27 protein-coding genes are annotated in these 20864 nt (G+C 62.3%); 24 read left to right on the plus strand and 3 right to left on the minus strand.

What is annotated here, in order from left to right; genetic code table 11:
• Positions 1-175: 175 nt before the first annotated feature.
• Genes SxD43FB_RS07425 through SxD43FB_RS07435 form a run of 3 tightly spaced genes read left to right on the plus strand, consistent with a single transcriptional unit; the run spans position 176 to position 3550 of the window.
• Positions 176-1297 (plus strand): Ppx/GppA phosphatase family protein, encoded by a 1122-nt coding sequence (locus SxD43FB_RS07425; RefSeq protein ID WP_096061633.1) that lies wholly within the window; start codon positions 176-178, stop codon positions 1295-1297.
• Positions 1294-1998, plus strand: a complete 705-nt coding sequence (locus tag SxD43FB_RS07430; RefSeq protein ID WP_096061634.1) for an RlmE family RNA methyltransferase — start codon at positions 1294-1296, stop codon at positions 1996-1998. Before SxD43FB_RS07425 ends, SxD43FB_RS07430 begins: the two co-directional genes overlap by 4 nt.
• 43 nt (positions 1999-2041) lie before the next feature.
• On the plus strand, positions 2042-3550 hold the full coding sequence (locus SxD43FB_RS07435; protein ID WP_096061635.1) for a YifB family Mg chelatase-like AAA ATPase: 1509 nt from the start codon (positions 2042-2044) through the stop codon (positions 3548-3550).
• Between the two features lie 191 nt (positions 3551-3741).
• Here the strand turns inward: SxD43FB_RS07435 and SxD43FB_RS07440 are convergent, their stop codons facing one another.
• The 3 genes from SxD43FB_RS07440 to SxD43FB_RS07450 form a co-directional block, all read right to left on the minus strand.
• Positions 3742-4119, minus strand: coding sequence for a polymer-forming cytoskeletal protein (locus tag SxD43FB_RS07440; RefSeq protein ID WP_037472413.1), 378 nt, complete (start codon positions 4117-4119; stop codon positions 3742-3744).
• A complete protein-coding gene (locus tag SxD43FB_RS07445) occupies positions 4100-5131 on the minus strand; it encodes a M23 family metallopeptidase (RefSeq protein ID WP_096061636.1) in 1032 nt (343 codons plus the stop codon). Before SxD43FB_RS07445 ends, SxD43FB_RS07440 begins: the two co-directional genes overlap by 20 nt.
• Before the next feature lie 313 nt (positions 5132-5444).
• Positions 5445-7727 (minus strand): EAL domain-containing protein, encoded by a 2283-nt coding sequence (locus SxD43FB_RS07450; protein ID WP_096061637.1) that lies wholly within the window; start codon positions 7725-7727, stop codon positions 5445-5447.
• A gap of 364 nt (positions 7728-8091) precedes the next feature.
• Between SxD43FB_RS07450 and rpsL the strand changes: the two genes are divergently transcribed.
• From rpsL to rplF, 21 genes are all read left to right on the plus strand, one after another.
• Positions 8092-8463: a 30S ribosomal protein S12 gene (gene rpsL / locus SxD43FB_RS07455; protein WP_026002556.1), complete on the plus strand. Its 372-nt coding sequence runs from the start codon at positions 8092-8094 to the stop codon at positions 8461-8463.
• A gap of 15 nt (positions 8464-8478) precedes the next feature.
• Entirely contained in the window at positions 8479-8949 is a 471-nt protein-coding gene (gene rpsG, locus SxD43FB_RS07460; RefSeq protein ID WP_037472408.1) for a 30S ribosomal protein S7, read from the plus strand.
• Between the two features lie 172 nt (positions 8950-9121).
• Entirely contained in the window at positions 9122-11194 is a 2073-nt protein-coding gene (gene fusA / locus SxD43FB_RS07465; protein ID WP_037472406.1) for an elongation factor G, read from the plus strand.
• A gap of 137 nt (positions 11195-11331) precedes the next feature.
• Entirely contained in the window at positions 11332-12522 is a 1191-nt protein-coding gene (tuf, locus tag SxD43FB_RS07470; RefSeq protein WP_037472405.1) for an elongation factor Tu, read from the plus strand.
• Between the two features lie 144 nt (positions 12523-12666).
• Positions 12667-12975, plus strand: a complete 309-nt coding sequence (gene rpsJ, locus SxD43FB_RS07475) for a 30S ribosomal protein S10 (RefSeq protein WP_007686587.1) — start codon at positions 12667-12669, stop codon at positions 12973-12975.
• Positions 12976-13268: 293 nt separating this feature from the next.
• On the plus strand, positions 13269-14027 hold the full coding sequence (gene rplC / locus SxD43FB_RS07480; protein ID WP_037472404.1) for a 50S ribosomal protein L3: 759 nt from the start codon (positions 13269-13271) through the stop codon (positions 14025-14027).
• 3 nt (positions 14028-14030) lie between these two features.
• The gene (rplD, locus tag SxD43FB_RS07485) at positions 14031-14654 is read left to right on the plus strand and encodes a 50S ribosomal protein L4 (protein WP_037472402.1); all 624 of its coding nucleotides are present in this window, start codon (positions 14031-14033) and stop codon (positions 14652-14654) included.
• Positions 14647-14964, plus strand: a complete 318-nt coding sequence (locus SxD43FB_RS07490; protein ID WP_037472401.1) for a 50S ribosomal protein L23 — start codon at positions 14647-14649, stop codon at positions 14962-14964. Before rplD ends, SxD43FB_RS07490 begins: the two co-directional genes overlap by 8 nt.
• Before the next feature lie 2 nt (positions 14965-14966).
• Positions 14967-15803: a 50S ribosomal protein L2 gene (gene rplB, locus SxD43FB_RS07495; RefSeq protein WP_069065535.1), complete on the plus strand. Its 837-nt coding sequence runs from the start codon at positions 14967-14969 to the stop codon at positions 15801-15803.
• A 6-nt stretch (positions 15804-15809) separates the two neighbouring features.
• Positions 15810-16085 carry a 30S ribosomal protein S19 gene (rpsS, locus tag SxD43FB_RS07500; protein ID WP_037472398.1) on the plus strand — a complete coding sequence of 92 codons (276 nt, stop codon included), beginning with the start codon at positions 15810-15812 and terminating at the stop codon, positions 16083-16085.
• Positions 16085-16471 (plus strand): 50S ribosomal protein L22, encoded by a 387-nt coding sequence (gene rplV / locus SxD43FB_RS07505; protein ID WP_043152133.1) that lies wholly within the window; start codon positions 16085-16087, stop codon positions 16469-16471. The genes rpsS and rplV overlap by 1 nt, the downstream gene beginning before the upstream one ends.
• A 4-nt stretch (positions 16472-16475) precedes the next feature.
• Positions 16476-17171 (plus strand): 30S ribosomal protein S3, encoded by a 696-nt coding sequence (rpsC, locus tag SxD43FB_RS07510; protein WP_037472395.1) that lies wholly within the window; start codon positions 16476-16478, stop codon positions 17169-17171.
• 21 nt (positions 17172-17192) lie between these two features.
• Entirely contained in the window at positions 17193-17624 is a 432-nt protein-coding gene (gene rplP, locus SxD43FB_RS07515) for a 50S ribosomal protein L16 (RefSeq protein WP_037472393.1), read from the plus strand.
• A 3-nt stretch (positions 17625-17627) separates the two neighbouring features.
• Positions 17628-17837: a 50S ribosomal protein L29 gene (gene rpmC, locus SxD43FB_RS07520; protein WP_037472392.1), complete on the plus strand. Its 210-nt coding sequence runs from the start codon at positions 17628-17630 to the stop codon at positions 17835-17837.
• A gap of 12 nt (positions 17838-17849) precedes the next feature.
• The gene (gene rpsQ, locus SxD43FB_RS07525; protein ID WP_037472391.1) at positions 17850-18113 is read left to right on the plus strand and encodes a 30S ribosomal protein S17; all 264 of its coding nucleotides are present in this window, start codon (positions 17850-17852) and stop codon (positions 18111-18113) included.
• 200 nt (positions 18114-18313) lie between these two features.
• Positions 18314-18682, plus strand: a complete 369-nt coding sequence (gene rplN / locus SxD43FB_RS07530) for a 50S ribosomal protein L14 (RefSeq protein WP_007686569.1) — start codon at positions 18314-18316, stop codon at positions 18680-18682.
• The gene (rplX, locus tag SxD43FB_RS07535; protein ID WP_069065534.1) at positions 18682-18993 is read left to right on the plus strand and encodes a 50S ribosomal protein L24; all 312 of its coding nucleotides are present in this window, start codon (positions 18682-18684) and stop codon (positions 18991-18993) included. The genes rplN and rplX overlap by 1 nt, the downstream gene beginning before the upstream one ends.
• Entirely contained in the window at positions 18993-19565 is a 573-nt protein-coding gene (rplE, locus tag SxD43FB_RS07540; RefSeq protein WP_037472389.1) for a 50S ribosomal protein L5, read from the plus strand. Before rplX ends, rplE begins: the two co-directional genes overlap by 1 nt.
• Before the next feature lie 52 nt (positions 19566-19617).
• Positions 19618-19923 carry a 30S ribosomal protein S14 gene (gene rpsN / locus SxD43FB_RS07545; protein WP_037472388.1) on the plus strand — a complete coding sequence of 102 codons (306 nt, stop codon included), beginning with the start codon at positions 19618-19620 and terminating at the stop codon, positions 19921-19923.
• Between the two features lie 12 nt (positions 19924-19935).
• Positions 19936-20331, plus strand: a complete 396-nt coding sequence (gene rpsH / locus SxD43FB_RS07550) for a 30S ribosomal protein S8 (protein ID WP_096061638.1) — start codon at positions 19936-19938, stop codon at positions 20329-20331.
• Complete coding sequence (gene rplF, locus SxD43FB_RS07555; RefSeq protein WP_037472386.1) at positions 20331-20864, plus strand: 50S ribosomal protein L6; 534 nt, start codon at positions 20331-20333, stop codon at positions 20862-20864. The genes rpsH and rplF overlap by 1 nt, the downstream gene beginning before the upstream one ends.

The raw sequence follows: 20864 nt of genomic DNA on the forward strand, positions 1-20864 counted from the left end.
GCGCTCTTCGCCGACGCCTGCGCACTACTTCATGACAAAGGCCGTTAACTTTAACCTGGCGCAGCTTTTTGGCGCATGGCGGCCGTCCCTTGCGCAACCGCGCCGATCCGCTTAAGCATGAAGGCAAGTTCCGGCTTCCCCACGAAGTTGGCGAAAAACAGAAGTGAGTTTCGGCATGGTGCAGCAAAGCCGCCCATCGCCGCAGAGTTCCGGTCCGACCGGCGGTTTTTCGGGCAAGCGTGTCCGATCCGGTCAGGGCAATGGGAGCAAGGCTGCGGCCATTCCTCCCCCGTCACCATCGCGGGGTCTTGCGCCGCATGGCGCGCGTGAGCGGCGATCCTATGCCGCGATCGACCTTGGCACCAATAATTGCCGCCTGCTGATCGCCAAGCCATCCGCCGATGGCTTCATTGTCGTCGATGCCTTTTCGCGGATCGTGCGGCTCGGCGAAGGGCTGGCATCGACCGGTCGGATCAGCGACGCCGCCATCGATCGCGCCATCGCCGCGCTGTCCGTCTGCGCCGACAAGCTGCGCCGCCGCCATGTGACGCTGGCCCGATCGGTCGCGACCGAAGCCTGTCGCCGCGCGTCCAATGGCACGGATTTCATCCAGCGCGTCTATCGCGAGACGGGCATCGCCCTCGACATCATCAGCGCGCAGGAAGAGGCGCGGCTGGCGGTGCTGGGCTGCCATGCGCTGCTGGAACCCGGCAATGGCCCGGCCCTGATCTTCGACATAGGCGGTGGATCGACCGAATTGGTGCTGGTCGATTCGAACGGATCGGCAGGGGCGCCCCGGATCGTCGATTGGGTGAGTGCGCCGTGGGGCGTGGTGTCGCTGACCGAGAGCGAGGCGTTCGACCATGGCGATCGTGACGCGCGGCTGGCCGCCTATGACCGGATGCGCGCGCGGGTCAGCGAAGCCTTCGCGCCGCTTGCCCGCCGCTTGCCGCAAGGCGCGGAGGATATCCGCCTGCTCGGCACGTCGGGGACGGTGACGACATTGGCGAGCGTGCATCTGAACCTGCCGCGCTATGACCGGCAGGTCATCGACGGCTTGATCGTGCCGTGCGAATCGATGCGGTCGATTTCCGAGCGCTTGTCGACCATGACCTTGATGGAGCGGCAGAAGCTGCCCTGCATCGGCACGGAGCGGGCCGATCTGGTGGTGGCGGGGTGCGCCATATTGGAAGCGATCCTCGACATCTGGCCCGCCGAACGGCTGGGCGTGGCGGATCGCGGGATTCGCGAAGGCATATTGCGTGGGCTGATGGACCGCGATGGGAGAGTGATGTGAGGGGCGCAGGCGTAGGCAAGGTGCGCGTCAAAAGCGCCAAGGGCAGGACCGCGCAGTCGGTTCGCTGGCTCGAACGCCATCTGAACGACCCCTATGTGCGCAAGGCGAAAGCGGAAGGCTGGCGCAGCCGTGCCGCGTTCAAGCTGATCGAACTGGACGAAAAATTCCATTTCGTGAAGGGATCGCGCGCGGTGGTCGATCTGGGCGTGGCACCGGGCGGCTGGTCGCAGGTCGTGCGCAAGCTAGCTCCGAAGGCCACCGTCGTCGGCATCGACCTGCTGCCGGTCGATGCGATCGAGGGGGTGACCCTGTTCGAAATGGACTTCATGGACGACAAGGCGCCCGACCTGTTGCGCGAAGCGCTGGGCGATGCGCCCGACCTCATCATTTCCGACATGGCGGCCAATACGGTGGGCCATGCCCAGACCGACCATCTCCGCACGATGGGGCTGGTCGAGGCGGCAGCCTGGTTCGCGGTCGAAAATCTGCGCAAGGGCGGGACGTTCGTCGCCAAGGTGTTCGCTGGGGGCACTGATGGCGAACTGCTGGTCCTGCTCAAGAAGAATTTCACGACGATCAAGCATGCCAAGCCCCCCGCCAGCCGCAAAGGCAGCGTGGAATGGTATGTCGTGGCGCAGGGGTTCAAGGGGCGACCCGATGAACCCGCGCGCGACCGGGCGGGCGATCCCGTAACAGAGTAGCCGTCGGAAGGCTGGCGGGCGCGGGATAGGAAGCGGGGGTCACTTGGTCGCAACGGTATCGACGGTCGCCTATCTGGGGCTGGAGGCGCGGGCCGTCGAGGTGCAGTGCCAGCTCGTCCCCGGCCTGCCCAATTTCATCGTCGTGGGATTGCCTGACAAGGCGGTGGCCGAAAGCCGCGAACGGGTGCGTAATGCAATCGCCGCCATCGGCCTGTCGCTGCCGCCCAAGCGGATCACTGTAAACCTATCGCCCGCCGACCTGCCCAAGGAAGGATCGCATTTCGATCTGCCGATCGCGCTCGCGCTGCTCGGCGCGATGGGCGTGATCGATGCCGAAACGCTGTCGGGCTATGTCGTGGTCGGCGAACTGGGGCTGGACGGGCGCACCGCGCCATCGCCCGGCGTGCTGCTGGCGGCGCTCCACGCGGGCGGGCAGGATATGGGGCTGGTCTGCCCGGTCGCGCAGGGGGCCGAAGCTGCCTGGGCGGGGCAGGTCGAAGTCGTCGCCGCGCCCGATCTTTTAAGCCTGCTCAACCATTTCAAGGGCACGTCGGCGCTGTCGCCGCCCCAGCCGGGCGCGGTCGAGGCACCCGTGCGGACGCTGGACCTCAAACAGGTCAAGGGGCAGGAAGTCGCCAAGCGCGCGATCGAGATCGCGGCGGCGGGCGGGCATAATCTGCTGATGGTCGGGCCGCCGGGCGCGGGCAAATCGCTGATGGCCGGGTGCTTGCCAGGGATTTTGCCCGAACTCACCCCATCCGAGGCGCTGGAAACATCCATGGTCGCGAGCGTAGCCGGGACGCTAGATGGCGGGCGGATCAGCCGGGCGCGGCCCTTCCGCCACCCCCATCATAGCGCGTCGATGGCAGCGCTGGTCGGTGGCGGCTTGAAGGCGCGGCCGGGCGAGGTCAGCATGGCGCATCTGGGCGTGCTGTTTCTCGACGAATTGCCGGAGTTCCAGCGGGCGGTGCTGGATTCGTTGCGCCAGCCGTTGGAAACCGGCGAAGTGACGGTCGCCCGCGCCAATGCGCATGTCACCTTCCCGGCGCGGGTGCAGTTGATCGCGGCGATGAACCCCTGCCGATGCGGACATCTGGGCGATCCCGCTTTGGCCTGCTCCCGTGCGCCGCGTTGCGCCGCTGACTATCAGGCCAAGGTATCGGGGCCGTTGCTCGACCGGATCGACCTGCATGTCGAGGTGCAGGCGGTGAGTGCTGCCGATCTGGTGCTGCCGCCCCCCGCCGAAGGATCGACCGAGGTCGCCGCGCGCGTCGCGGCGGCGCGCGATGTGCAGACCAAGCGCTATGCCGGGACGAAAGTGCGGACCAATGCCGAGGTGGACGGCGACGCGCTGGAGGCCTTTGCCGGGCCGGACGAAGCGGGGCGGCAATTGCTGGCCCAGGCGGCCGCGGCAATGAAGCTGTCGGCGCGGGGCTATACCCGCGTGTTGCGCGTCGCGCGGACGATCGCCGATTTGGCCGGCGCCGAGCGGGTCGGGCGGGTGCATGTCGCCGAAGCGCTCAGCTACCGGCGCCGCGCGCCGGTGAATTGAGAAGGGCTCAGGGAATCGGCTGGACCGTCAGCAGCGTATAGAGACCGATGGCCGCGCCGCTGGCGACGAAAGCGATCAGAAAGCGGCATATGTCGGGCCAGAAATCGGGGCGTTCCATGTCGGTCGTCTCCTTGTCGGTGACGATGCGACGGGTAGAAGGACTTGAAACCCGCTTCCAATGACAAATGACGTTAGGCGCTCTCGTTGGCGATCAGCTTGAGTTCGGCGGCAGGCGCATTGTCCTTATGCGCAAAATGGCCGTCGATCCGGCTGCCCGCCTCGATCGTGATGCGCTCATAACGAACATCACCGGTGATCCGCGCGCTGCGCTCGACCACCAACTCGTCCGCCGTGATCGATCCATCGACAAGGCCTGCCAGGCGCGCGCTTTGCGCGGTGACATGACCGATGATGCGGCTCTCGGCCCCCTGGACCAGCGCGGCGCAGCTAATATCGCCATCCACCACGCCATCGACATGCAGATCGACCGACGCGGTGACGTTGCCGCTGATCGTGACGTCGCCGCCGATCAGCGAGAAGGGGGTGTTTTTAGCCCCGGTTGCCGACATCGGCGAATCGGGCCTTGGCGATTTGCTGGACTTGGAGAACATCCTGGGCAGCCTCCAGAAAACGGCGGGGGTTGATGGGCCGGTCATTTTGCCGGACCTCGAAATGGAGATGGGTGCCGGTCGAACGGCCGGTCGACCCCATGCCGCCGATCGTGTCGCCCCGCGCCACCGCCTGGCCTACTTTGGCGGCAAAGCGTGACAAATGGGCGTAACGAGTCATCAGACCGTTGCCATGATCGACCTCGACCACATTGCCATAGCCCTGCCGCTGGCCGACATAGCGCACCTTGCCTGGCGCGGCCGCGACGATCGGCTGGCCATGACGGCCGGGGAAATCCATGCCGGCGTGGAAGGCGGCGTGGCCGTTGAACGGATCGCGGCGATAGCCGTAGGAACTGGTTTCCATCGGCGCCATGGTCGGCCTGCCCGACGGGATCGACAACAGGCTGCGTTCCAGAAACTCCATGCGTGTCAGGGCATCGGCAAGATGTTCCAATTCGCCGGTCATGGCGCCCTTGCTGCCCTTCCACGGAACGAAGGGGCCACCCTGGGCGCGCGCGGCGCTGCGAGCGAGTTGGTCGGGGTTGAGGCCGAAGCTGCGGATCGCCGCCGCTGCCTTGTCCGCGCGACGCTCTACAGCAGCGGTCAGCAGCAGGGCGAAACGGCGCTGGCGTTCTTCCAGCCGCACGAGCGGCGCGGCCTCCGGGGCCATGCTGATCTTGGCGGTCAGCGTCTCCGCCTTGCCGGATGTGTCGGCGGCGGTCGGCGCGACCATGTCCGCGTCCTTGTCACCCTCGGCCCCGAAATGGGTCTTGTAGAGCGTGTCCATGAAGTCCTGCCGGGCTTCCAGATCCTGTGCCAATTCATCGACCGACTGGCGATAGCCTTCGACCTTGGTGGCAGCGGTCGCGATGGATTTGCTCTTGGCGGCGAGCGCAGCGCGCTCTTGCGTCACTGAGGCGCTGTCGGCGATCATCGCCAGCGTCATGCCGCCCCAGCCGGCCAGAGCCATCGTCAGCAGGCTGAGTGTCGTGAGTTGCAGGCGGCGGGAAATGCGCAGGAACCGGACCTGGCCGCCCGATCGCAGGAAAATCTCCCGCTCTGGGCATAAGGCGGCAAGCCGTGCCCGGAGAGCGGCTGCCCTCGATTTTCGATGATGCGACAATGACGACCCCGTAGCTCTTTTCGACTCGGGCCGATAGCAAAGCCGGGCCACCCGCGCGAATCCACCGTTACGTAGACGTGACGAGTCGAGTGATGCGCGCGACTAAATGATCCCTGCGATCTTTTGTTCCCTCATAAATACGATTTTTTGAACCCGCGCCTCAGCCGAGATCGGCCTGTGCTGTCGTTGCGAGCAGGCGGGTGACGGCGGCGGCGGGTACGGCCGGGCTGAAATGATAGCCCTGGCCATAATGACATCCGCCCGCCCGCAGATAATCGACCTGCCGACTATTCTCGACCCCTTCCGCCACCGTGCGGATGCCAAGGCTGAAGGCGAGGTTGAGGACGGTGCGGACGATGGCGGCGTCATCCGGGTCGGTTTCCAGGTCGCGCACGAAACGCTGGTCGATCTTGATGATGTCGATCGGAAATTGTTTGAGATGGGAGAGGGAGGCATAGCCGGTGCCGAAGTCATCGAGCGCGATGCTGACCCCGGCATCGCTCAGTCGGTTGAGGGCGCGCCCGACCCGTTCGGCGTTGCGGCCCAGAAAGACCGATTCGGTCACTTCCAGTTCCACGGTCGAAGGTGGCAGGTCGGCATCCGCCAGCCGTTGCAGCAGGCGATCGGCAAAGGCATCGTCGTTCAGATCCGCGCCGGACCCGTTGAACGCAATGGGGCCGACCGTCACGCCCGCGTCGCGCCAGCGCACGCAATCGGCGATGATGCGGTCGATCATCATCATGGTGATGATGGGGCCAAGTTCAGGATGTTCAAAGGCGGACGCGATCTCGCCGGGCATGATGACCTTGCCGTCCGCGGTCGGGCAGCGGAACAGCGCTTCGAACCCGACGATCGCCCCGCTGTCGAGCGCGATCTTGGGCTGATACCAGGGGCAGGGCCGTTCATGCGCCAGGATATGGCGTGCCCGGTCAAGCATCGCGGCCTCACGCTCCCAGCTTTCCAGCAATTCAGGACCGAACAGGGTTGCGCGGCCCCGTCCGCTATTCTTGGCATGATAGAGCGCGATGTCGGCATGTTTGACGAGGGCGGTGACATCGTCGCCATGGTCGGGGAACAGCGCGACGCCGATGCTCACCCGGCATTCCATCGGCCGCCCACGATAGCTGAGCGGGGCATGAAGATGCTCGGTGATACGCCGCAATATCGGCTGCACCGACTCGGTGTCGGGCAGGCGGGTCAGCAGCACGGCAAATTCGTCCCCGCCCATGCGCGCCACCAGGTCGCCGGGGCGCAGCGCGTGCCGCAAGCGTCCGGCCACGGCGCACAGCAGGGCATCGCCAGCGTCATGACCGGCCGTATCATTCACGCGCTTAAACTCGTCCAGGTCGATCAACAGCACGGCCAGTTGCGCTCGCTTGGTCGGCGCAGCGGTCGCCTGCGTCACCGCTGCCATGAAATGCGCGCGGTTCGCCAGGCCCGTCAGCGCATCCGACATCGCCAGCCGTTCCAGATTCTGTTCGATTTCCTTGCGTTCGGTGATGTCGACCACGCTGGTCATGAAGCAGGCTTCATTGTCGATCACGATGGGCCGGGACGACAGCAACGCATTGCGAATGGCGCCATCACCACGGCGCAGACGGCATTCGAAATTATCGATCGCCTCCCCCTGTCGCAGCCGGGAGAACAGATCGTCGCGTACCGGCAGATCGACATAGGTTTGCTCGACATTGGTCAGCGATACGGGGCCACCAGCCGCATGCGCCTCCAGCGCGGCGCGGTTGATCCGCACGATGCTGCCGTCATAGCGTGTCACTAGCAGCGGCAGGGGTACGGCCATGAACATATGTTCCAGCGTATCCCGGCTGTTGGCCAGCGCAGCCTGGGCTTCGCGCGCGGCGAGGCCAGCCTTCCATTCCTTGCGCTGGAGCCGATTGCCGCGCGCGATCGCGATCCACATGCCGAAATGCAGCATCACCATCGCCAGGATCATGCCAGGCACGGTGGCCGACAGCGGGGCGGGGGTCAGATAGCCGATCAACAGCGCGACGCCGCAGGCCAGTCCGCCACCGACATTGCCGCGAAAGCTGGTCGGCACGACGAGGTAGAAGACCAGCGGAAGCATCACCAGCACGAAGACGGCGATGTCGCTACGCGAACTAACGAGGAAGGCGACACCGACGGCGATGACCGCCTGCCAAGCAAAGCAGATGCGTTCGACCGCGCGGAAACTGGTCATGCGATGGCTGACCGACAGGCAGGCCAGCGACCAGAGAATGACGACGATGCGCGCTGGCACAGCAACCCAGAAATGATCAGTTCCGGCAAAGCGCCAGTCGCTCATCAGGAACAGGGTATTGAGCACGGCCGATAGCGCGAACAGGATCTGGGCGTGCCCGCGCGACTCGCGCAAGCGCCCTTCCTGAAAGAGGCGTTCGCGGGCAGGGTCGCAAAATTCACCGGTATAGGGGGAGATGTCCGTCACATTTTGTCCATAGAAACACCATATTGGTGATTGGCCCGAAAAATAGGCGCAACAGGGTTATCAAAACCCTAACCACGTCGGAGCGAGGCACGGAAAATCACGGGTGTAGCGCCGCCCTGTCGCGACGCTTGACCCTTTGCCCGCGCAGGGCTATAGGCCCGGCTGCCCAGCGACCTGTCGCGTCGAGACTCGTCTTTTCTCGCCATTGCTGGGTGCTATTAGAGCTGAACATTGCCGGGTGCTCTTGCGGCTCCAGGGGGTTTTATGCCCACCGGGGCCTTTGCTGTTTGGATGACGTCTGTTTCCAAGCGGCTCGCAACACGGGGATGCCACGGTAAAGTAACTGAAAAAGGTGAAGGGCTTCATGCCAACAATCAACCAGCTGGTCCGCAAGGGCCGCGAACCGCAGAAGGCCAAGTCCAAGGTCCCTGCCATGGATGCGAACCCGCAAAAGCGTGGTGTTTGCACCCGCGTCTATACGACGACTCCGAAGAAGCCGAACTCGGCGCTCCGCAAGGTGGCGAAGGTGCGTCTGGTCAACCAGCGCGAAGTCATCACCTACATCCCCGGTGAAGGCCATAACCTTCAGGAACATAGCGTTGTTCTGATCCGTGGCGGTCGTGTCCGCGATCTTCCCGGCGTGCGCTATCACGTTCTTCGCGGCGTTCTGGATACCCAGGGCGTCAAGGATCGTAAGCAGAGCCGTTCGAAGTACGGCGCGAAGCGTCCGAAGTAAGGGGAGACCAAGAATATGTCACGTCGTCGTCGCCCCGAAAAGCGCATCATCCTGCCCGATCCCAAATATGGCGATATCGTGCTGTCCAAGTTCATGAATTCGATCATGCAGGACGGTAAGAAAGCCGTTGCTGAGTCCATCGTCTATGGCGCTCTCGAAACTGTCGAGACCCGCGCCAAGAAGGACCCGATCGGCATGTTCCATGACGCGCTGAACAACATCAAGCCGGGCATCGAAGTTCGCAGCCGCCGCGTTGGCGGTGCGACCTATCAGGTTCCCGTCGAAGTGCGTCCCGAACGCTCACAGGCGTTGGCCATCCGTTGGCTGATCACCGCCGCGCGCAACCGCAGCGAAACCACGATGGCCGCGCGCCTGTCGGGTGAGCTGATGGACGCCGCCAACAATCGCGGCAATGCCGTCAAGAAGCGCGAAGATACGCACCGGATGGCCGAAGCCAACCGTGCCTTCTCGCACTATCGCTGGTAACATACCGCTACTGGTAAAAGGCTGGCGGGCGTTTCCAATGTCCGCTTCGCTGTCCGGTTTCAAAAATTGGTCCGTTCGTCAGGGGTCTCTACCCATGGCGGACGGATTGGTTTAGGGGCCACCCAAGAACTCGAATCCCCAACCGCCGGTGCGCCGGCAACGGAGAAGCATCATGGCCCGCAGCCATCCGCTCGAACGCTATCGTAATTTTGGTATCATGGCGCATATTGACGCCGGCAAGACCACGACGACCGAGCGTATCCTTTACTACACCGGCAAGTCCTACAAGATCGGCGAAGTCCATGACGGCGCCGCCACGATGGACTGGATGGAACAGGAGCAGGAGCGTGGTATCACCATCACGTCGGCTGCGACCACCTGCATCTGGAACGACCACCGTCTGAACATCATCGACACCCCAGGCCACGTCGACTTCACCATCGAAGTCGAGCGTTCGCTGCGCGTGCTCGATGGCGCGGTCGCCGCGTTCGACGGCGTTGCGGGCGTTGAGCCGCAGTCGGAAACGGTGTGGCGTCAGGCGGACAAGTATAAGGTTCCGCGGATGTGCTTCATCAACAAGCTCGACCGTACCGGCGCCAATTTCTATTATTGCGTGCAGACGATCATCGATCGCCTGGGTGCCATCCCCGCCGTTCTGTATCTCCCCATCGGTGCGGAGAGCGAGTTCAAGGGTCTGGTCGATCTGGTCGAAAACCGTGCGATCATCTGGAAGGATGAGAATCTCGGCGCTGAATTCTCCTATGAGGAAATTCCCGACGATCTCGCCGACAAGGCTGCCGAATATCGCGAAAAGCTGATCGAACTGGCCGTCGAGCAGGACGACGAGGCGATGGAAGCCTATCTCGAAGGCAATCTGCCCGACGTCGCGACGCTCAAGAAGCTGATCCGCAAGGGCACGCTGGCCCAGTCGTTCGTCCCCGTGCTGTGTGGTTCGGCGTTCAAGAACAAGGGCGTTCAGCCCCTGCTCGACGCGGTCGTCGACTATCTGCCTTCGCCGCTCGACATTGAGGACGTGCAGGGCATCAACCCCGACAACGACCAGCCCGACAGCCGTGCGACCGCAGATGATGCGCCGTTCGCTGGCCTGGCGTTCAAGATCATGAACGATCCGTTCGTCGGCTCGCTCACCTTCCTGCGCGTCTATTCCGGCACCCTGACCAAGGGCACCTATTTGAACTCGGTCAAGGACAAGAAGGAAAAGATCGGCCGCATGCTGCTGATGCATGCCAACAGCCGTGAAGATATCGATGCGGCTTATGCCGGCGACATCGTTGCGCTGGCCGGCATGAAGGAAACCACCACCGGGGATACGCTGTGCGCCGAGCGCCAGCCGATCATCCTGGAGCGGATGGAATTCCCTGAGCCGGTTATCGAATTGTCGGTGGAACCCAAGACCAAGGCCGACCAGGAAAAGATGGGCGTCGCGCTCAACCGCCTGGCCGCCGAGGATCCGTCCTTCCGCGTTTCGACCGATCACGAATCGGGCCAGACCATCATCAAGGGCATGGGCGAGCTTCACCTCGAAATCCTGGTCGATCGCATGAAGCGTGAGTTCAAGGTCGAGGCGAATGTCGGTGCGCCGCAGGTGGCCTATCGCGAATATCTCAAGAAGGCCGTCGACGTCGACTATACCCATAAGAAGCAGTCGGGCGGCACCGGCCAGTTCGGCCGCATCAAGGTGAAGGTCACGCCGGGCGAGCGCGGTGCGGGCATCATCTTCAAGGATGAGATCAAGGGCGGTAATATTCCCAAGGAATATATCCCGGCCATCGAAAAGGGCATGCGCGAAACGGCAGCTACCGGCTCGCTCATCGGCTTCCCGATCATCGATTTCGAGATCAACCTGTATGACGGCGCCTATCATGACGTCGACTCGTCGGCGCTGGCGTTCGAAATCACTGGTCGCGCAGCGATGCGTGAAGTCGCGCAGAAGTCGGGGATCACGCTGCTCGAACCGATCATGAAGGTCGAAGTCGTCAGCCCCGAAGAATATTTGGGCGACGTGATCGGTGATATGAACAGCCGTCGTGGCCAGATCCAGGGCACCGACACCCGTGGTAATGCACAGGTCGTCGAAGCGATGGTCCCGCTGGCCAACATGTTCGGCTATGTGAACTCGCTGCGTTCGTTCACCCAGGGGCGTGCGAACTATTCGATGACCTTCTCGCACTATGATGAAGTGCCGCAGAATGTCGCGGACGAAGTCAAGGCGAAGATGGCCTGATGAATTTCCCCGGCCGAGCCGTGCAAGCGGCTCGGTTAGGGGCTGGTAATCTGCAAATTTGCTGCTATGGACGCGCCTTCGCGAGGCGCGGCCGAGCGGTCAGACCCAAGCTGATTTTGATTAGAAGGTAGGATAAAATGGCTAAGGCTAAGTTTGAGCGGAATAAGCCGCACTGCAACATCGGCACCATCGGTCACGTCGACCATGGCAAGACCTCGCTGACCGCAGCGATCACCAAGGTGCTGGCCGAAACCGGCGGCGCCACGTTCACCAGCTACGACAACATCGACAAGGCGCCCGAAGAGCGCGAGCGCGGCATCACCATTTCGACCGCGCACGTCGAATATGAAACCGAAGCGCGCCACTATGCGCACGTCGACTGCCCCGGTCACGCTGACTATGTGAAGAACATGATCACCGGTGCGGCGCAGATGGACGGCGCGATCCTGGTCGTGTCGGCTACCGACGGCCCGATGCCGCAGACCCGTGAGCACATCCTGCTCGCCAAGCAGGTCGGTGTTCCTCAGCTCGTCGTGTTCATGAACAAGGTCGATCTCGTTGACGACGCCGAAATTCTGGAACTGGTCGAGCTGGAAATCCGCGAGCTGCTGAGCAGCTATGATTTCGACGGCGACAACATCCCCGTCATCCCCGGTTCGGCCGTTGCCGCGCTGCAGGACAAGACCCCGGAAATCGGCCATGACGCCGTGCTGAAGCTGATGGCTGCCGTTGACAGCTGGATCCCGCAGCCCGAGCGTCCGATCGACAAGCCCTTCCTGATGCCGATCGAAGACGTGTTCTCGATCTCGGGTCGTGGCACCGTCGTCACCGGCCGCGTCGAAACCGGCATCGTCAAGGTTGGCGAAGAAGTCGAAATCGTCGGCATCCGCGACACCCGCAAGACCACGGTCACGGGCGTTGAAATGTTCCGCAAGCTGCTCGACGAAGGTCGTGCAGGCGACAATATCGGCGCGCTGGTTCGTGGCGTTGGTCGTGAAGACGTCGAGCGTGGCCAGGTTCTGGCCAAGCCCGGTTCGGTCATGCCGCACACCGAGTTCGACGCTGAAGTGTACGTGCTGTCGAAGGAAGAGGGTGGCCGTCACACGCCGTTCTTCGCCAACTATCGCCCGCAGTTCTACTTCCGCACCACGGACGTCACCGGCGAAGTCATCCTGCCTGAGGGCACCGAGATGGTTATGCCTGGCGACAACGTAAAGCTCGGCGTCAAGCTGATCGCGCCCATCGCGATGGACCCAGGTCTGCGCTTTGCCATCCGTGAAGGCGGTCGTACCGTCGGCGCAGGGGTTGTCGGCACGATCTCGAAGTAATATAGGCACCGCAGCGGCGCGAATCGCCTGATTCGCGCCGCTCGGATTTTTACCGCCTCGGATCGTCTTTCTCCGGCTCTAGCGAGCTAGAAGGACAGATTAAGAGGCGGTTGTTTTTTTGCTCTTTCGCATCGGTACAGGAATATGGACAGCAACATCCGCATTCGCCTTAAGGCGTTCGATCATCGCGTGCTTGATCAGGCGACTGGCGACATCGCCGACACCGCACGCCGCACTGGCGCTCTCATCCGCGGTCCCATTCCCCTTCCGACGCGCATCGAAAAGTTCACGGTCAACCGTGGTCCGCACATCGACAAGAAGTCGCGTGAGCAGTTTGAGGTTCGCACCTACAAGCGTATGCTTGACATTGTGCAGCCGACGCCGCAGACGGTCGATGCGCTGATGAAGCTGGACCTGGCTGCCGGCGTGAACGTGGAAATCAAGCTGGCCTGAGGTTAGCAAGTCCCTGCCTTCTGTAACAAGTCGGCAGGGTATCGGGTATTCCGGGAAACCGGAAGCTCACACGACACAAGGGATACCGCACAGCGCCGGGCAACTGGCAAGTCTGTGGTTCTGGTCCCCCGTCGCTGGTCCCGAGAGGGGTTGGCATCCAACCCGGACGGGGTGATCTGCATATTTGGGTTGGCCGCTAGGGAATGATCCCGAGCGGTTTTTTTCGTTGGATACGCCCGCCGGCGTCAGTTTCTTTTTAAGGCTTAGGCGGGCCTCTATTGGGAGTATGGATCATGCGCACTGGCGTGATCGCTAAGAAAGTCGGGATGACCCGCCTGTTCCAAGAGGACGGGCGTCACGTGCCGGTTACGGTTCTGGCCCTTGAAGGCAACCAGGTCGTGGCTCGCAAGGATGTGGACAGCGACGGCTATATTGCCGTGCAGCTGGGTGCCGGCGTAGCGAAGGTTAAGAATGTCGCCAAGCCGCAGCGCGGTCACTTCGCCAAGGCGGAAGTGGAGCCGAAAGCGCGTCTGGTAGAATTCCGTGTCGCCGAGGATGCACTCCTCGATGTCGGCGTGGAAATCGCCGCGGATCATTTCATCGACGGCCAGCTCGTCGATGTGTCGGGTCACACCCAGGGTAAGGGCTTTGCCGGCGCCATGAAGCGTTGGGGCTTCGGCGGTATGCGCGCCACCCACGGCGTGTCGATCAGTCACCGTGCCCATGGTTCGACGGGTAACCGTCAGGATCCAGGCCGCGTCTTCAAGAACAAGAAGATGGCCGGTCATATGGGTGATCGTGAACGCACGCAGCAGAACCTCGAAATCGTCCGCACGGACGTCGAGCGCGGTCTGCTGTTCGTCAAGGGTAGCGTGCCCGGTGCCAAGGGCACCTGGCTGACCGTCAAGGATGCCGTCAAGGTGCCCCGTCCGGCCGACGTTCCCTATCCCGCCAGCCTGAAAAAGGCTGACAACAGCAACGACAGCGCTCCCGCTGATACCCCGGCTGAAGAAGTCGCGGCAGTGGAAGCGACCGAAGGCCAGGAGGGCTAAACCATGAAGGTCAAGGTACAGACCCTCGACGCAGCGGAAGCTGGCGATCTGGAGCTGAACGATGCCGTATTCGGTGTCGAGCCCCGCGCCGACATCCTGCACCGTGTCGTCACCTGGCAGCTCGAAAAGCGTCGCGGTACGGCCCGCGGCACCCGCGAGCGTAGCGATGTTGCCCGCACGGGTAAGAAGTTCGGTCGCCAGAAGGGCGGCGGTACGGCTCGTCACGGCGATCGCCGCGCGCCTGTGTTCATCGGTGGTGGTAAAGCCCACGGTGCCCGCGTTCGTGACTTCAATCCCTCGCTGAACAAGAAGGTTCGCGCGCTGGGCCTGAAGATGGCGCTGTCGTCGAAGGTGAAGGACGGTTCGCTGTTCATCATCGACAGCCTCGACGTTGCCGAAGGCAAGACCAAGGCGCTGGTCGCCAATCTTGCCAAGCTGAACCTGACCAAGGTGCTGTTCATCGACGGCGACGCGGTCAACATCAGCTTCGCCAAGGCGTCGGCCAACATCATCGGCGTGGACTTGCTGCCGGCCGTCGGTGCCAATGTCTACGACATCCTGAAAGCCGACTCGCTGGTGCTCACCCGCGCCGCGGTCGAAAAGCTGGAGGCCCGTTTCAATGGCTAAAAAGCAAGCCGCAACGGTCGACAACCGTCATTATGACGTGGTTGTCGCCCCGCACATCACTGAGAAGTCGACTCTTCTCAGCGAATTCAACGCTGTGGTCTTCAAGGTGGCGGGCGATGCCTCCAAGCCTGAGATCAAGGCCGCTGTCGAAGCGATCTGGGGTGTCGACGTCAAGAGCGTGAATACGCTCGTGACGAAGGGCAAGACCAAGAAGTGGAAGGGCAAGCCCTACACCCGCTCCGACGTCAAGAAGGCGATCGTCCGCCTGGCCGAAGGCCAGTCGATCGACATCACCGAGGGAGTGCGCTAACCATGGCGCTGAAGCATTATAACCCGACGAGCCCCGCCCAGCGCGGCCTCATTCTGGTCGACAAGTCCAGCCTGCACAAGGGCAAGCCCGTCAAGGCGCTGACCGAAGGCAAGCGCAAGACCGGTGGCCGCAACAACAAGGGTCATGTGACCTCGCGCGGTATCGGCGGCGGTCACAAGCAGCGCTATCGTATCATCGATTTCAAGCGTCGCTTGTGGGATGTCGAAGGTACGGTCGAGCGTCTGGAATATGACCCCAACCGCACCGCGTTCATCGCGCTGGTCAACTATCCCGACGGTACGCAGGCCTATATCATCGCGCCGCAGCGCCTCGCTCCTGGTGACAAGGTCATCGCGGGCAAGAAGACCGACGTGAAGCCGGGCAACGCGATGGAACTGGGTCAGATGCCGGTCGGCACGATCATCCACAATATCGAGATGAAGCCGGGCAAGGGCGCACAGCTCTGCCGTTCGGCGGGCACCTATGCCCAGCTCGTTGGTCGTGATCGTGGCATGGTGATGATCCGCTTGTCTTCGGGTGAGCAGCGTTACATCCGTTCGGATTGCATGGGCACCATCGGCGCCGTCAGCAACCCGGACAACGGCAATACCAACCTCGCCAAGGCAGGCCGCAACCGTTGGAAGGGCATCCGCCCGCTGACGCGCGGTGTCGCCAAGAACCCGGTCGATCACCCTCATGGTGGTGGTGAAGGCCGGACCTCGGGCGGCCGTCATCCGGTTACGCCTTGGGGCAAGCCGACCAAGGGTGCCCGCACCCGTAACAACAAGTCGACCGACAAGATGATCATCCGGTCGCGTCACGCCAAGAAGAAGAGGTAATCCGCGATGGCTCGTTCCGTCTGGAAAGGTCCGTTCGTGGACCTCAGCCTTCTGAAGAAGGCAGAAACCGCGCAGGAAGCCGGTGGCCGTGCGCCGATCAAGACTTGGTCGCGTCGTTCCACCATCCTGCCCCAGTTCGTTGGCCTGACGTTCAGCGTCTATAACGGCCGCAAGCATGTTCCGGTGTCCGTGAACGAGGATATGGTGGGTCATAAGCTGGGCGAATTCGCTCCGACCCGCTTCTTCCCCGGCCACGCTGCCGACAAGAAGGGCAAGCGCTAATGAGCAAGGAAAAGGCTCCCCGTCGCGTCGCCGACAATGAGGCTCTGGCCGTCGGCACGCAGATCCGTGGTTCGGCCCAGAAGCTGAATCTGGTTGCCACGCTCATCCGCGGTCACAAGGTCGAAGACGCGCTGAACATCCTCGCCTTCTCCAAGAAGGCGATGGCAGTGGACGTGCGCAAGGTGCTGGCTTCGGCCATCGCCAACGCGGAAAACAACCATAATCTGGACGTCGACGCCCTGGTCGTGGCCGAAGCATCGGTAGGCAAGGCGTTTACGCTGAAGCGCTTCCATGCGCGTGGCCGTGGCAAGTCGACCCGGATCCTCAAGCCCTACAGCCGCGTGCGCATCGTCGTGCGTGAAGCTGGCGAAGAAGCGGAGGCGTAAGCACATGGGTCACAAGAGCAATCCGATCGGTCTGCGTCTTCAGATCAACCGCACCTGGGACAGCCGCTGGTACGCCGAAGGCGCGGACTATGGCCGCCTGCTGCTGGAAGATCTCAAGATCCGCCAGTTCATCATGAAGTCGCTGCCGCAGGCCGCGATTTCGAAGGTCGTCATCGAACGCCCTGCCAAGCTGTGCCGCGTGTCGGTCTATGCTGCCCGTCCCGGTGTCATCATCGGCAAGAAGGGCGCGGACATCGAAAAGCTGCGCAAGAAGCTGAGCGCGCTGACCACGTCCGACGTGTCGCTGAACATCGTCGAAATCCGCAAGCCGGAAGTCGATTCCAAGCTTGTTGCACAGGGTATCGCTGACCAGCTCGAACGCCGCGTGGCTTTCCGCCGCGCGATGAAGCGGGCTGTTCAGTCGGCGCTGCGTCTAGGTGCCGAAGGCATCAAGATCACCTGCGGCGGCCGTCTGGGCGGCGCAGAAATCGCGCGCGTCGAATGGTATCGCGAAGGTCGCGTTCCGCTGCACACGCTGCGCGCGAACGTCGACTATGCCGAAGCCACGGCGCACACCGCCTATGGCGTGTGCGGCATCAAGGTCTGGATCTTCAAGGGTGAGATTCTGGGCCATGATCCGATGGCCACCGACCGGCTCATGCTGGAGGCTCAGACCTCCGGTGTGCGTCCGGCGCGCTGAACATAAGGTAGGTATAGCGTCATGCTGCAACCGAAGAAAATGAAGTTCCGCAAGACCTTCAAGGGCCGGATCAAGGGCGATGCCAAGGGCGGTTCCGCTCTGAACTTCGGTTCCTATGGTCTCAAGGCCATGGAGCCTGAGCGGATCACCGCGCGCCAGATCGAAGCGGCTCGCCGCGCGATCACGCGTCACATCCGCCGTCAGGGCCGTTTGTGGATCCGCGTGTTCCCCGACGTGCCTGTGTCGAAGAAGCCGGCCGAAGTCCGTCAGGGCAAGGGCAAGGGTTCGGTCGAATATTGGGCCGCCCGCGTCAAGCCGGGTCGCATCCTGTTCGAACTGGACGGCGTACCCGGTCCGCTCGCAGCAGAGGCCTTCTCGCGCGCCGCGATGAAGCTGCCCATCAAGACCAAGGTCGTTGCCCGCCTCGGCGACACCTCGCACCTGGAGGGTTAAGCCATGGCGAACGTTGCTGACCTTAAGACCAAGACGGACGACGAACTGTCGACCGAACTCAACAACCTGAAGCGCGAGCAGTTCAATCTGCGTTTCCAGGCGGCCACCAACCAGCTGGAAAAGCCCAGCCGCGTCAAGGAAGTCCGCCGGTCGATCGCGCAGATCAAAACTTTGCAGACCGAGCGTAACAGCTCGGCTGCGACCGCGAAGTAAAGGAAACACACGATGCCCAAGCGCGTGCTGACGGGAACGGTGGTTTCCGACAAGACCGACAAGACGGTGGTGGTTCGTGTAGAGCGCAAGGTTAAGCATGCGCTCTACGGCAAGATCATCCGCCGTTCGAAGAAATATCACGCCCATGACGAGGGCAATGTCTACAAGGAAGGCGAGACGGTCCGCATCGAGGAAACCGCCCCGATTTCCAAGCTCAAGACCTGGAAGGTCATCGAGCGCGTGGACACCCACAAGTCGCCGGAGGTTGCCGCTTAAAGGCGGAAGCCCGGACTTTTAGGGTAGGCTCACTGATTCTTTGGGTCTTATTGCGACGCGGGGCTGGCCTTTTCGATCAGAAGGGGTTACAGGCCCGCGCTTCGCGTAGGACCCGACAGAGTCTTGGCACGAAATTCGGAACCGCTGGGCCAGACCTTTCTGGAGCGTCCCGGTAGGCCAAATAAGAAGGAACCGGATCCATGATCCAGATGCAATCCAATCTTGACGTCGCTGACAACAGCGGCGCCAAGCGCGTCCAGTGCATCAAGGTGCTGGGCGGCTCGAAGCGGCGCTTCGCGAGCGTAGGCGACATCATCGTCGTCTCGATCAAGGAAGCAGCGCCTCGCGGCAAGGTGAAGAAGGGTGACGTGCATCGTGCCGTCATCGTGCGTACCGCCAAGGACGTGCGTCGCGCTGATGGCAGCGTGATTCGCTTCGACGGCAACGCCGCTGTGCTTATCAACAAGAACGAGGAGCCGATCGGCACCCGTATCTTTGGCCCGGTCGTTCGCGAACTGCGCGCCAAGAAGCACATGAAGATCATCTCGCTCGCTCCTGAGGTGCTGTAATGAGCGCTGCCAAGATCAAGAAGGGCGACAAGATCGTCGTCCTGGCTGGCAAGGACAAGGGCCGTACCGGCGCTGTCCTGCAAGTGATGCCCAAGGCCGACAAGGTTCTTGTCGAAGGCATCAACGTGCATGCGAAGCATCGCAAGCCCGACCAGTCGAACCCGCAGGGTGGCATCGAGCGCAAGCCCGCGCCGCTCCACATTTCGAACGTGGCGGTCGCCGACAAGGATGGCAAGCCGACCCGCGTTCGTTTCGAGGATCGCGACGGCAAGAAGGTCCGTGTCGCCGTCAAGTCCGGTGAGGTGCTGTAATGGCCGATAAGTACATCCCGCGCTCCAAAGCGCTGTATGACGCCGAGATCGCCAAGGCGATGACCGAGAAATTCGGTTACAAGAACGTCATGGAAGTCCCCAAGATCGACAAGATCACGCTCAACATGGGCGTGGGCGAAGCGACCCAGGACAAGAAGAAGGTCACGCAGGCCGCTGAGGAAATGGAACTGATCGCTGGCCAGAAGCCGGTTATCACCAAGGCGAAGAAGTCGATCGCGCAGTTCAAACTGCGTGAAGGCATGCCCATCGGTGCCAAGGTCACGCTGCGCCGCGAGCGCATGTATGAATTCCTGGACCGCATGATCAACGTGGCCCTGCCCCGCGTCCGCGATTTTCGTGGTCTCAATCCGAAGAGCTTCGATGGCCGTGGCAATTATGCCTTCGGTATCAAGGAGCAGATCATCTTCCCAGAGATCAGCTATGACCGTGTCGACAAGGTGCGCGGCATGGACATCATTGTGACCACCACGGCGAAGACGGACGATGAAGCGCGCGAATTGCTGCGCCTCTTCGGCTTCCCCTTCCCGCTCGAAGAGAAGCAGGCGGCCTGAACAAGGTCCCGCTTCTCTCCCAACGCTAAAGCTAAGGAAGAGAACTTAAGTCATGGCGAAACTGAGTTCGATCAACAAGAATGAGCGTCGCAAGAAGCTGGTTAAGAAATATGCCGGCCGTTATGCAAAGCTCAAGGCGATCGCGAATGACAACGCGGCCGATGACAGCGATCGTCTGATCGCTCGTCTGAAGATGGCGGAAATTCCCCGCAACGGCAACCCAACCCGCGTGCGTAACCGCTGCGAACTGACGGGGCGCCCGCGCGCTTATTACCGCAAATTCCGGCTCTGCCGTATTCAGCTGCGCGATCTGGCCAATAAGGGCCTGATCCCCGGCGTCACCAAGTCGAGCTGGTAAGGATATCATCTCATGGCATTGACCGATCCCCTGGGTGATATGCTCACCCGCATCCGCAACGGGCAGCAGGCGAAGAAGGACAGCGTTATGTCCCCGGCGTCCAAGCTGCGCGCCCGCGTCCTCGACGTGCTCCAGCGCGAAGGCTATATTCGCGGCTATTCCGAGGAAGATCTCGGCAAGCACCCTGGCCTGCGCATCGAGCTGAAATATTTCGAAGGGCAGCCTGCTATCAAGCATGTCGCCCGCGTGTCCAAGCCTGGCCGCCGCGTCTATTCGGGTTCGAGAGAACTGCCGGTGATCCGCAACGGTCTTGGTATCACGATCGTCTCGACGCCCAAGGGTGTTCTGTCCGACGCAGAAGCGCGCGATCAGAATGTCGGCGGCGAAGTGCTGGCGGAGGTGTTCTAATGAGCCGCATCGGTAAAAAGCCGGTCGCGATCCCCAATGGGGTGACGGCGACCATCGAGGGCGGGCAGCTCTCGGTCAAGGGGCCCAAGGGCACCCTGGCCATGCCGCTGCGCGACGAGATCAGCTACACGCTGGAAGGCGAAGGCATTCTCGTTCAGCCGGCCAACAAGACCAAGGCCGCACGGGCATTCTGGGGCATGCAGCGCACGCTGATCCAGAACCTGGTCACCGGCGTGACGGAAGGCTTCACCAAGAAGCTGCTGATCACCGGCGTTGGCTACCGCGCGAACTCGCAGGGCAAGAACCTGAAGCTGCAGCTTGGCTACAGCCATGACGTCGATTTTGCGATCCCCGACGGGATCGAGATCAAGACCCCGGATAACACCACGGTCGAGATCAGCGGCATGGACAAGCAGCAGGTCGGCCAGGTTGCCGCCGAAATCCGTCGCTGGCGCAAGCCTGAGCCTTATAAGGGCAAGGGCATCAAATATGCCGGCGAGTTCATCTTCCGCAAGGAAGGGAAGAAGAAGTAA

Origin of the sequence: Sphingobium sp. D43FB, assembly GCF_002312805.1 — a bacterium.
Classification (GTDB): domain Bacteria; phylum Pseudomonadota; class Alphaproteobacteria; order Sphingomonadales; family Sphingomonadaceae; genus Sphingobium.

Bases quoted from the DNA above. Each gene is read 5' to 3' on its own strand.
- SxD43FB_RS07440 (WP_037472413.1), bottom strand. From the start codon at position 4,119: ATGTCGGCAACCGGGGCTAAAAACACCCCCTTCTCGCTGATCGGCGGC.
- rplB (WP_069065535.1), top strand. From the start codon at position 14,967: ATGGCGCTGAAGCATTATAACCCGACGAGCCCCGCCCAGCGCGGCCTC.
- rplV (WP_043152133.1), top strand. From the start codon at position 16,085: ATGAGCAAGGAAAAGGCTCCCCGTCGCGTCGCCGACAATGAGGCTCTG.
- rpsC (WP_037472395.1), top strand. From the start codon at position 16,476: ATGGGTCACAAGAGCAATCCGATCGGTCTGCGTCTTCAGATCAACCGC.
- rpsG (WP_037472408.1), top strand. From the start codon at position 8,479: ATGTCACGTCGTCGTCGCCCCGAAAAGCGCATCATCCTGCCCGATCCC.
- tuf (WP_037472405.1), top strand. From the start codon at position 11,332: ATGGCTAAGGCTAAGTTTGAGCGGAATAAGCCGCACTGCAACATCGGC.
- rpsQ (WP_037472391.1), top strand. From the start codon at position 17,850: ATGCCCAAGCGCGTGCTGACGGGAACGGTGGTTTCCGACAAGACCGAC.
- rpsN (WP_037472388.1), top strand. From the start codon at position 19,618: ATGGCGAAACTGAGTTCGATCAACAAGAATGAGCGTCGCAAGAAGCTG.
- rplE (WP_037472389.1), top strand. From the start codon at position 18,993: ATGGCCGATAAGTACATCCCGCGCTCCAAAGCGCTGTATGACGCCGAG.
- rplF (WP_037472386.1), top strand. From the start codon at position 20,331: ATGAGCCGCATCGGTAAAAAGCCGGTCGCGATCCCCAATGGGGTGACG.
- SxD43FB_RS07425 (WP_096061633.1), top strand. From the start codon at position 176: ATGGTGCAGCAAAGCCGCCCATCGCCGCAGAGTTCCGGTCCGACCGGC.
- rplX (WP_069065534.1), top strand. From the start codon at position 18,682: ATGAGCGCTGCCAAGATCAAGAAGGGCGACAAGATCGTCGTCCTGGCT.
- rpsS (WP_037472398.1), top strand. From the start codon at position 15,810: ATGGCTCGTTCCGTCTGGAAAGGTCCGTTCGTGGACCTCAGCCTTCTG.
- rpsJ (WP_007686587.1), top strand. From the start codon at position 12,667: ATGGACAGCAACATCCGCATTCGCCTTAAGGCGTTCGATCATCGCGTG.
- rplC (WP_037472404.1), top strand. From the start codon at position 13,269: ATGCGCACTGGCGTGATCGCTAAGAAAGTCGGGATGACCCGCCTGTTC.
- rplP (WP_037472393.1), top strand. From the start codon at position 17,193: ATGCTGCAACCGAAGAAAATGAAGTTCCGCAAGACCTTCAAGGGCCGG.
- rplN (WP_007686569.1), top strand. From the start codon at position 18,314: ATGATCCAGATGCAATCCAATCTTGACGTCGCTGACAACAGCGGCGCC.
- rplD (WP_037472402.1), top strand. From the start codon at position 14,031: ATGAAGGTCAAGGTACAGACCCTCGACGCAGCGGAAGCTGGCGATCTG.
- rpsH (WP_096061638.1), top strand. From the start codon at position 19,936: ATGGCATTGACCGATCCCCTGGGTGATATGCTCACCCGCATCCGCAAC.
- rpmC (WP_037472392.1), top strand. From the start codon at position 17,628: ATGGCGAACGTTGCTGACCTTAAGACCAAGACGGACGACGAACTGTCG.
- SxD43FB_RS07445 (WP_096061636.1), bottom strand. From the start codon at position 5,131: ATGGCTCTGGCCGGCTGGGGCGGCATGACGCTGGCGATGATCGCCGAC.
- fusA (WP_037472406.1), top strand. From the start codon at position 9,122: ATGGCCCGCAGCCATCCGCTCGAACGCTATCGTAATTTTGGTATCATG.
- SxD43FB_RS07490 (WP_037472401.1), top strand. From the start codon at position 14,647: ATGGCTAAAAAGCAAGCCGCAACGGTCGACAACCGTCATTATGACGTG.
- rpsL (WP_026002556.1), top strand. From the start codon at position 8,092: ATGCCAACAATCAACCAGCTGGTCCGCAAGGGCCGCGAACCGCAGAAG.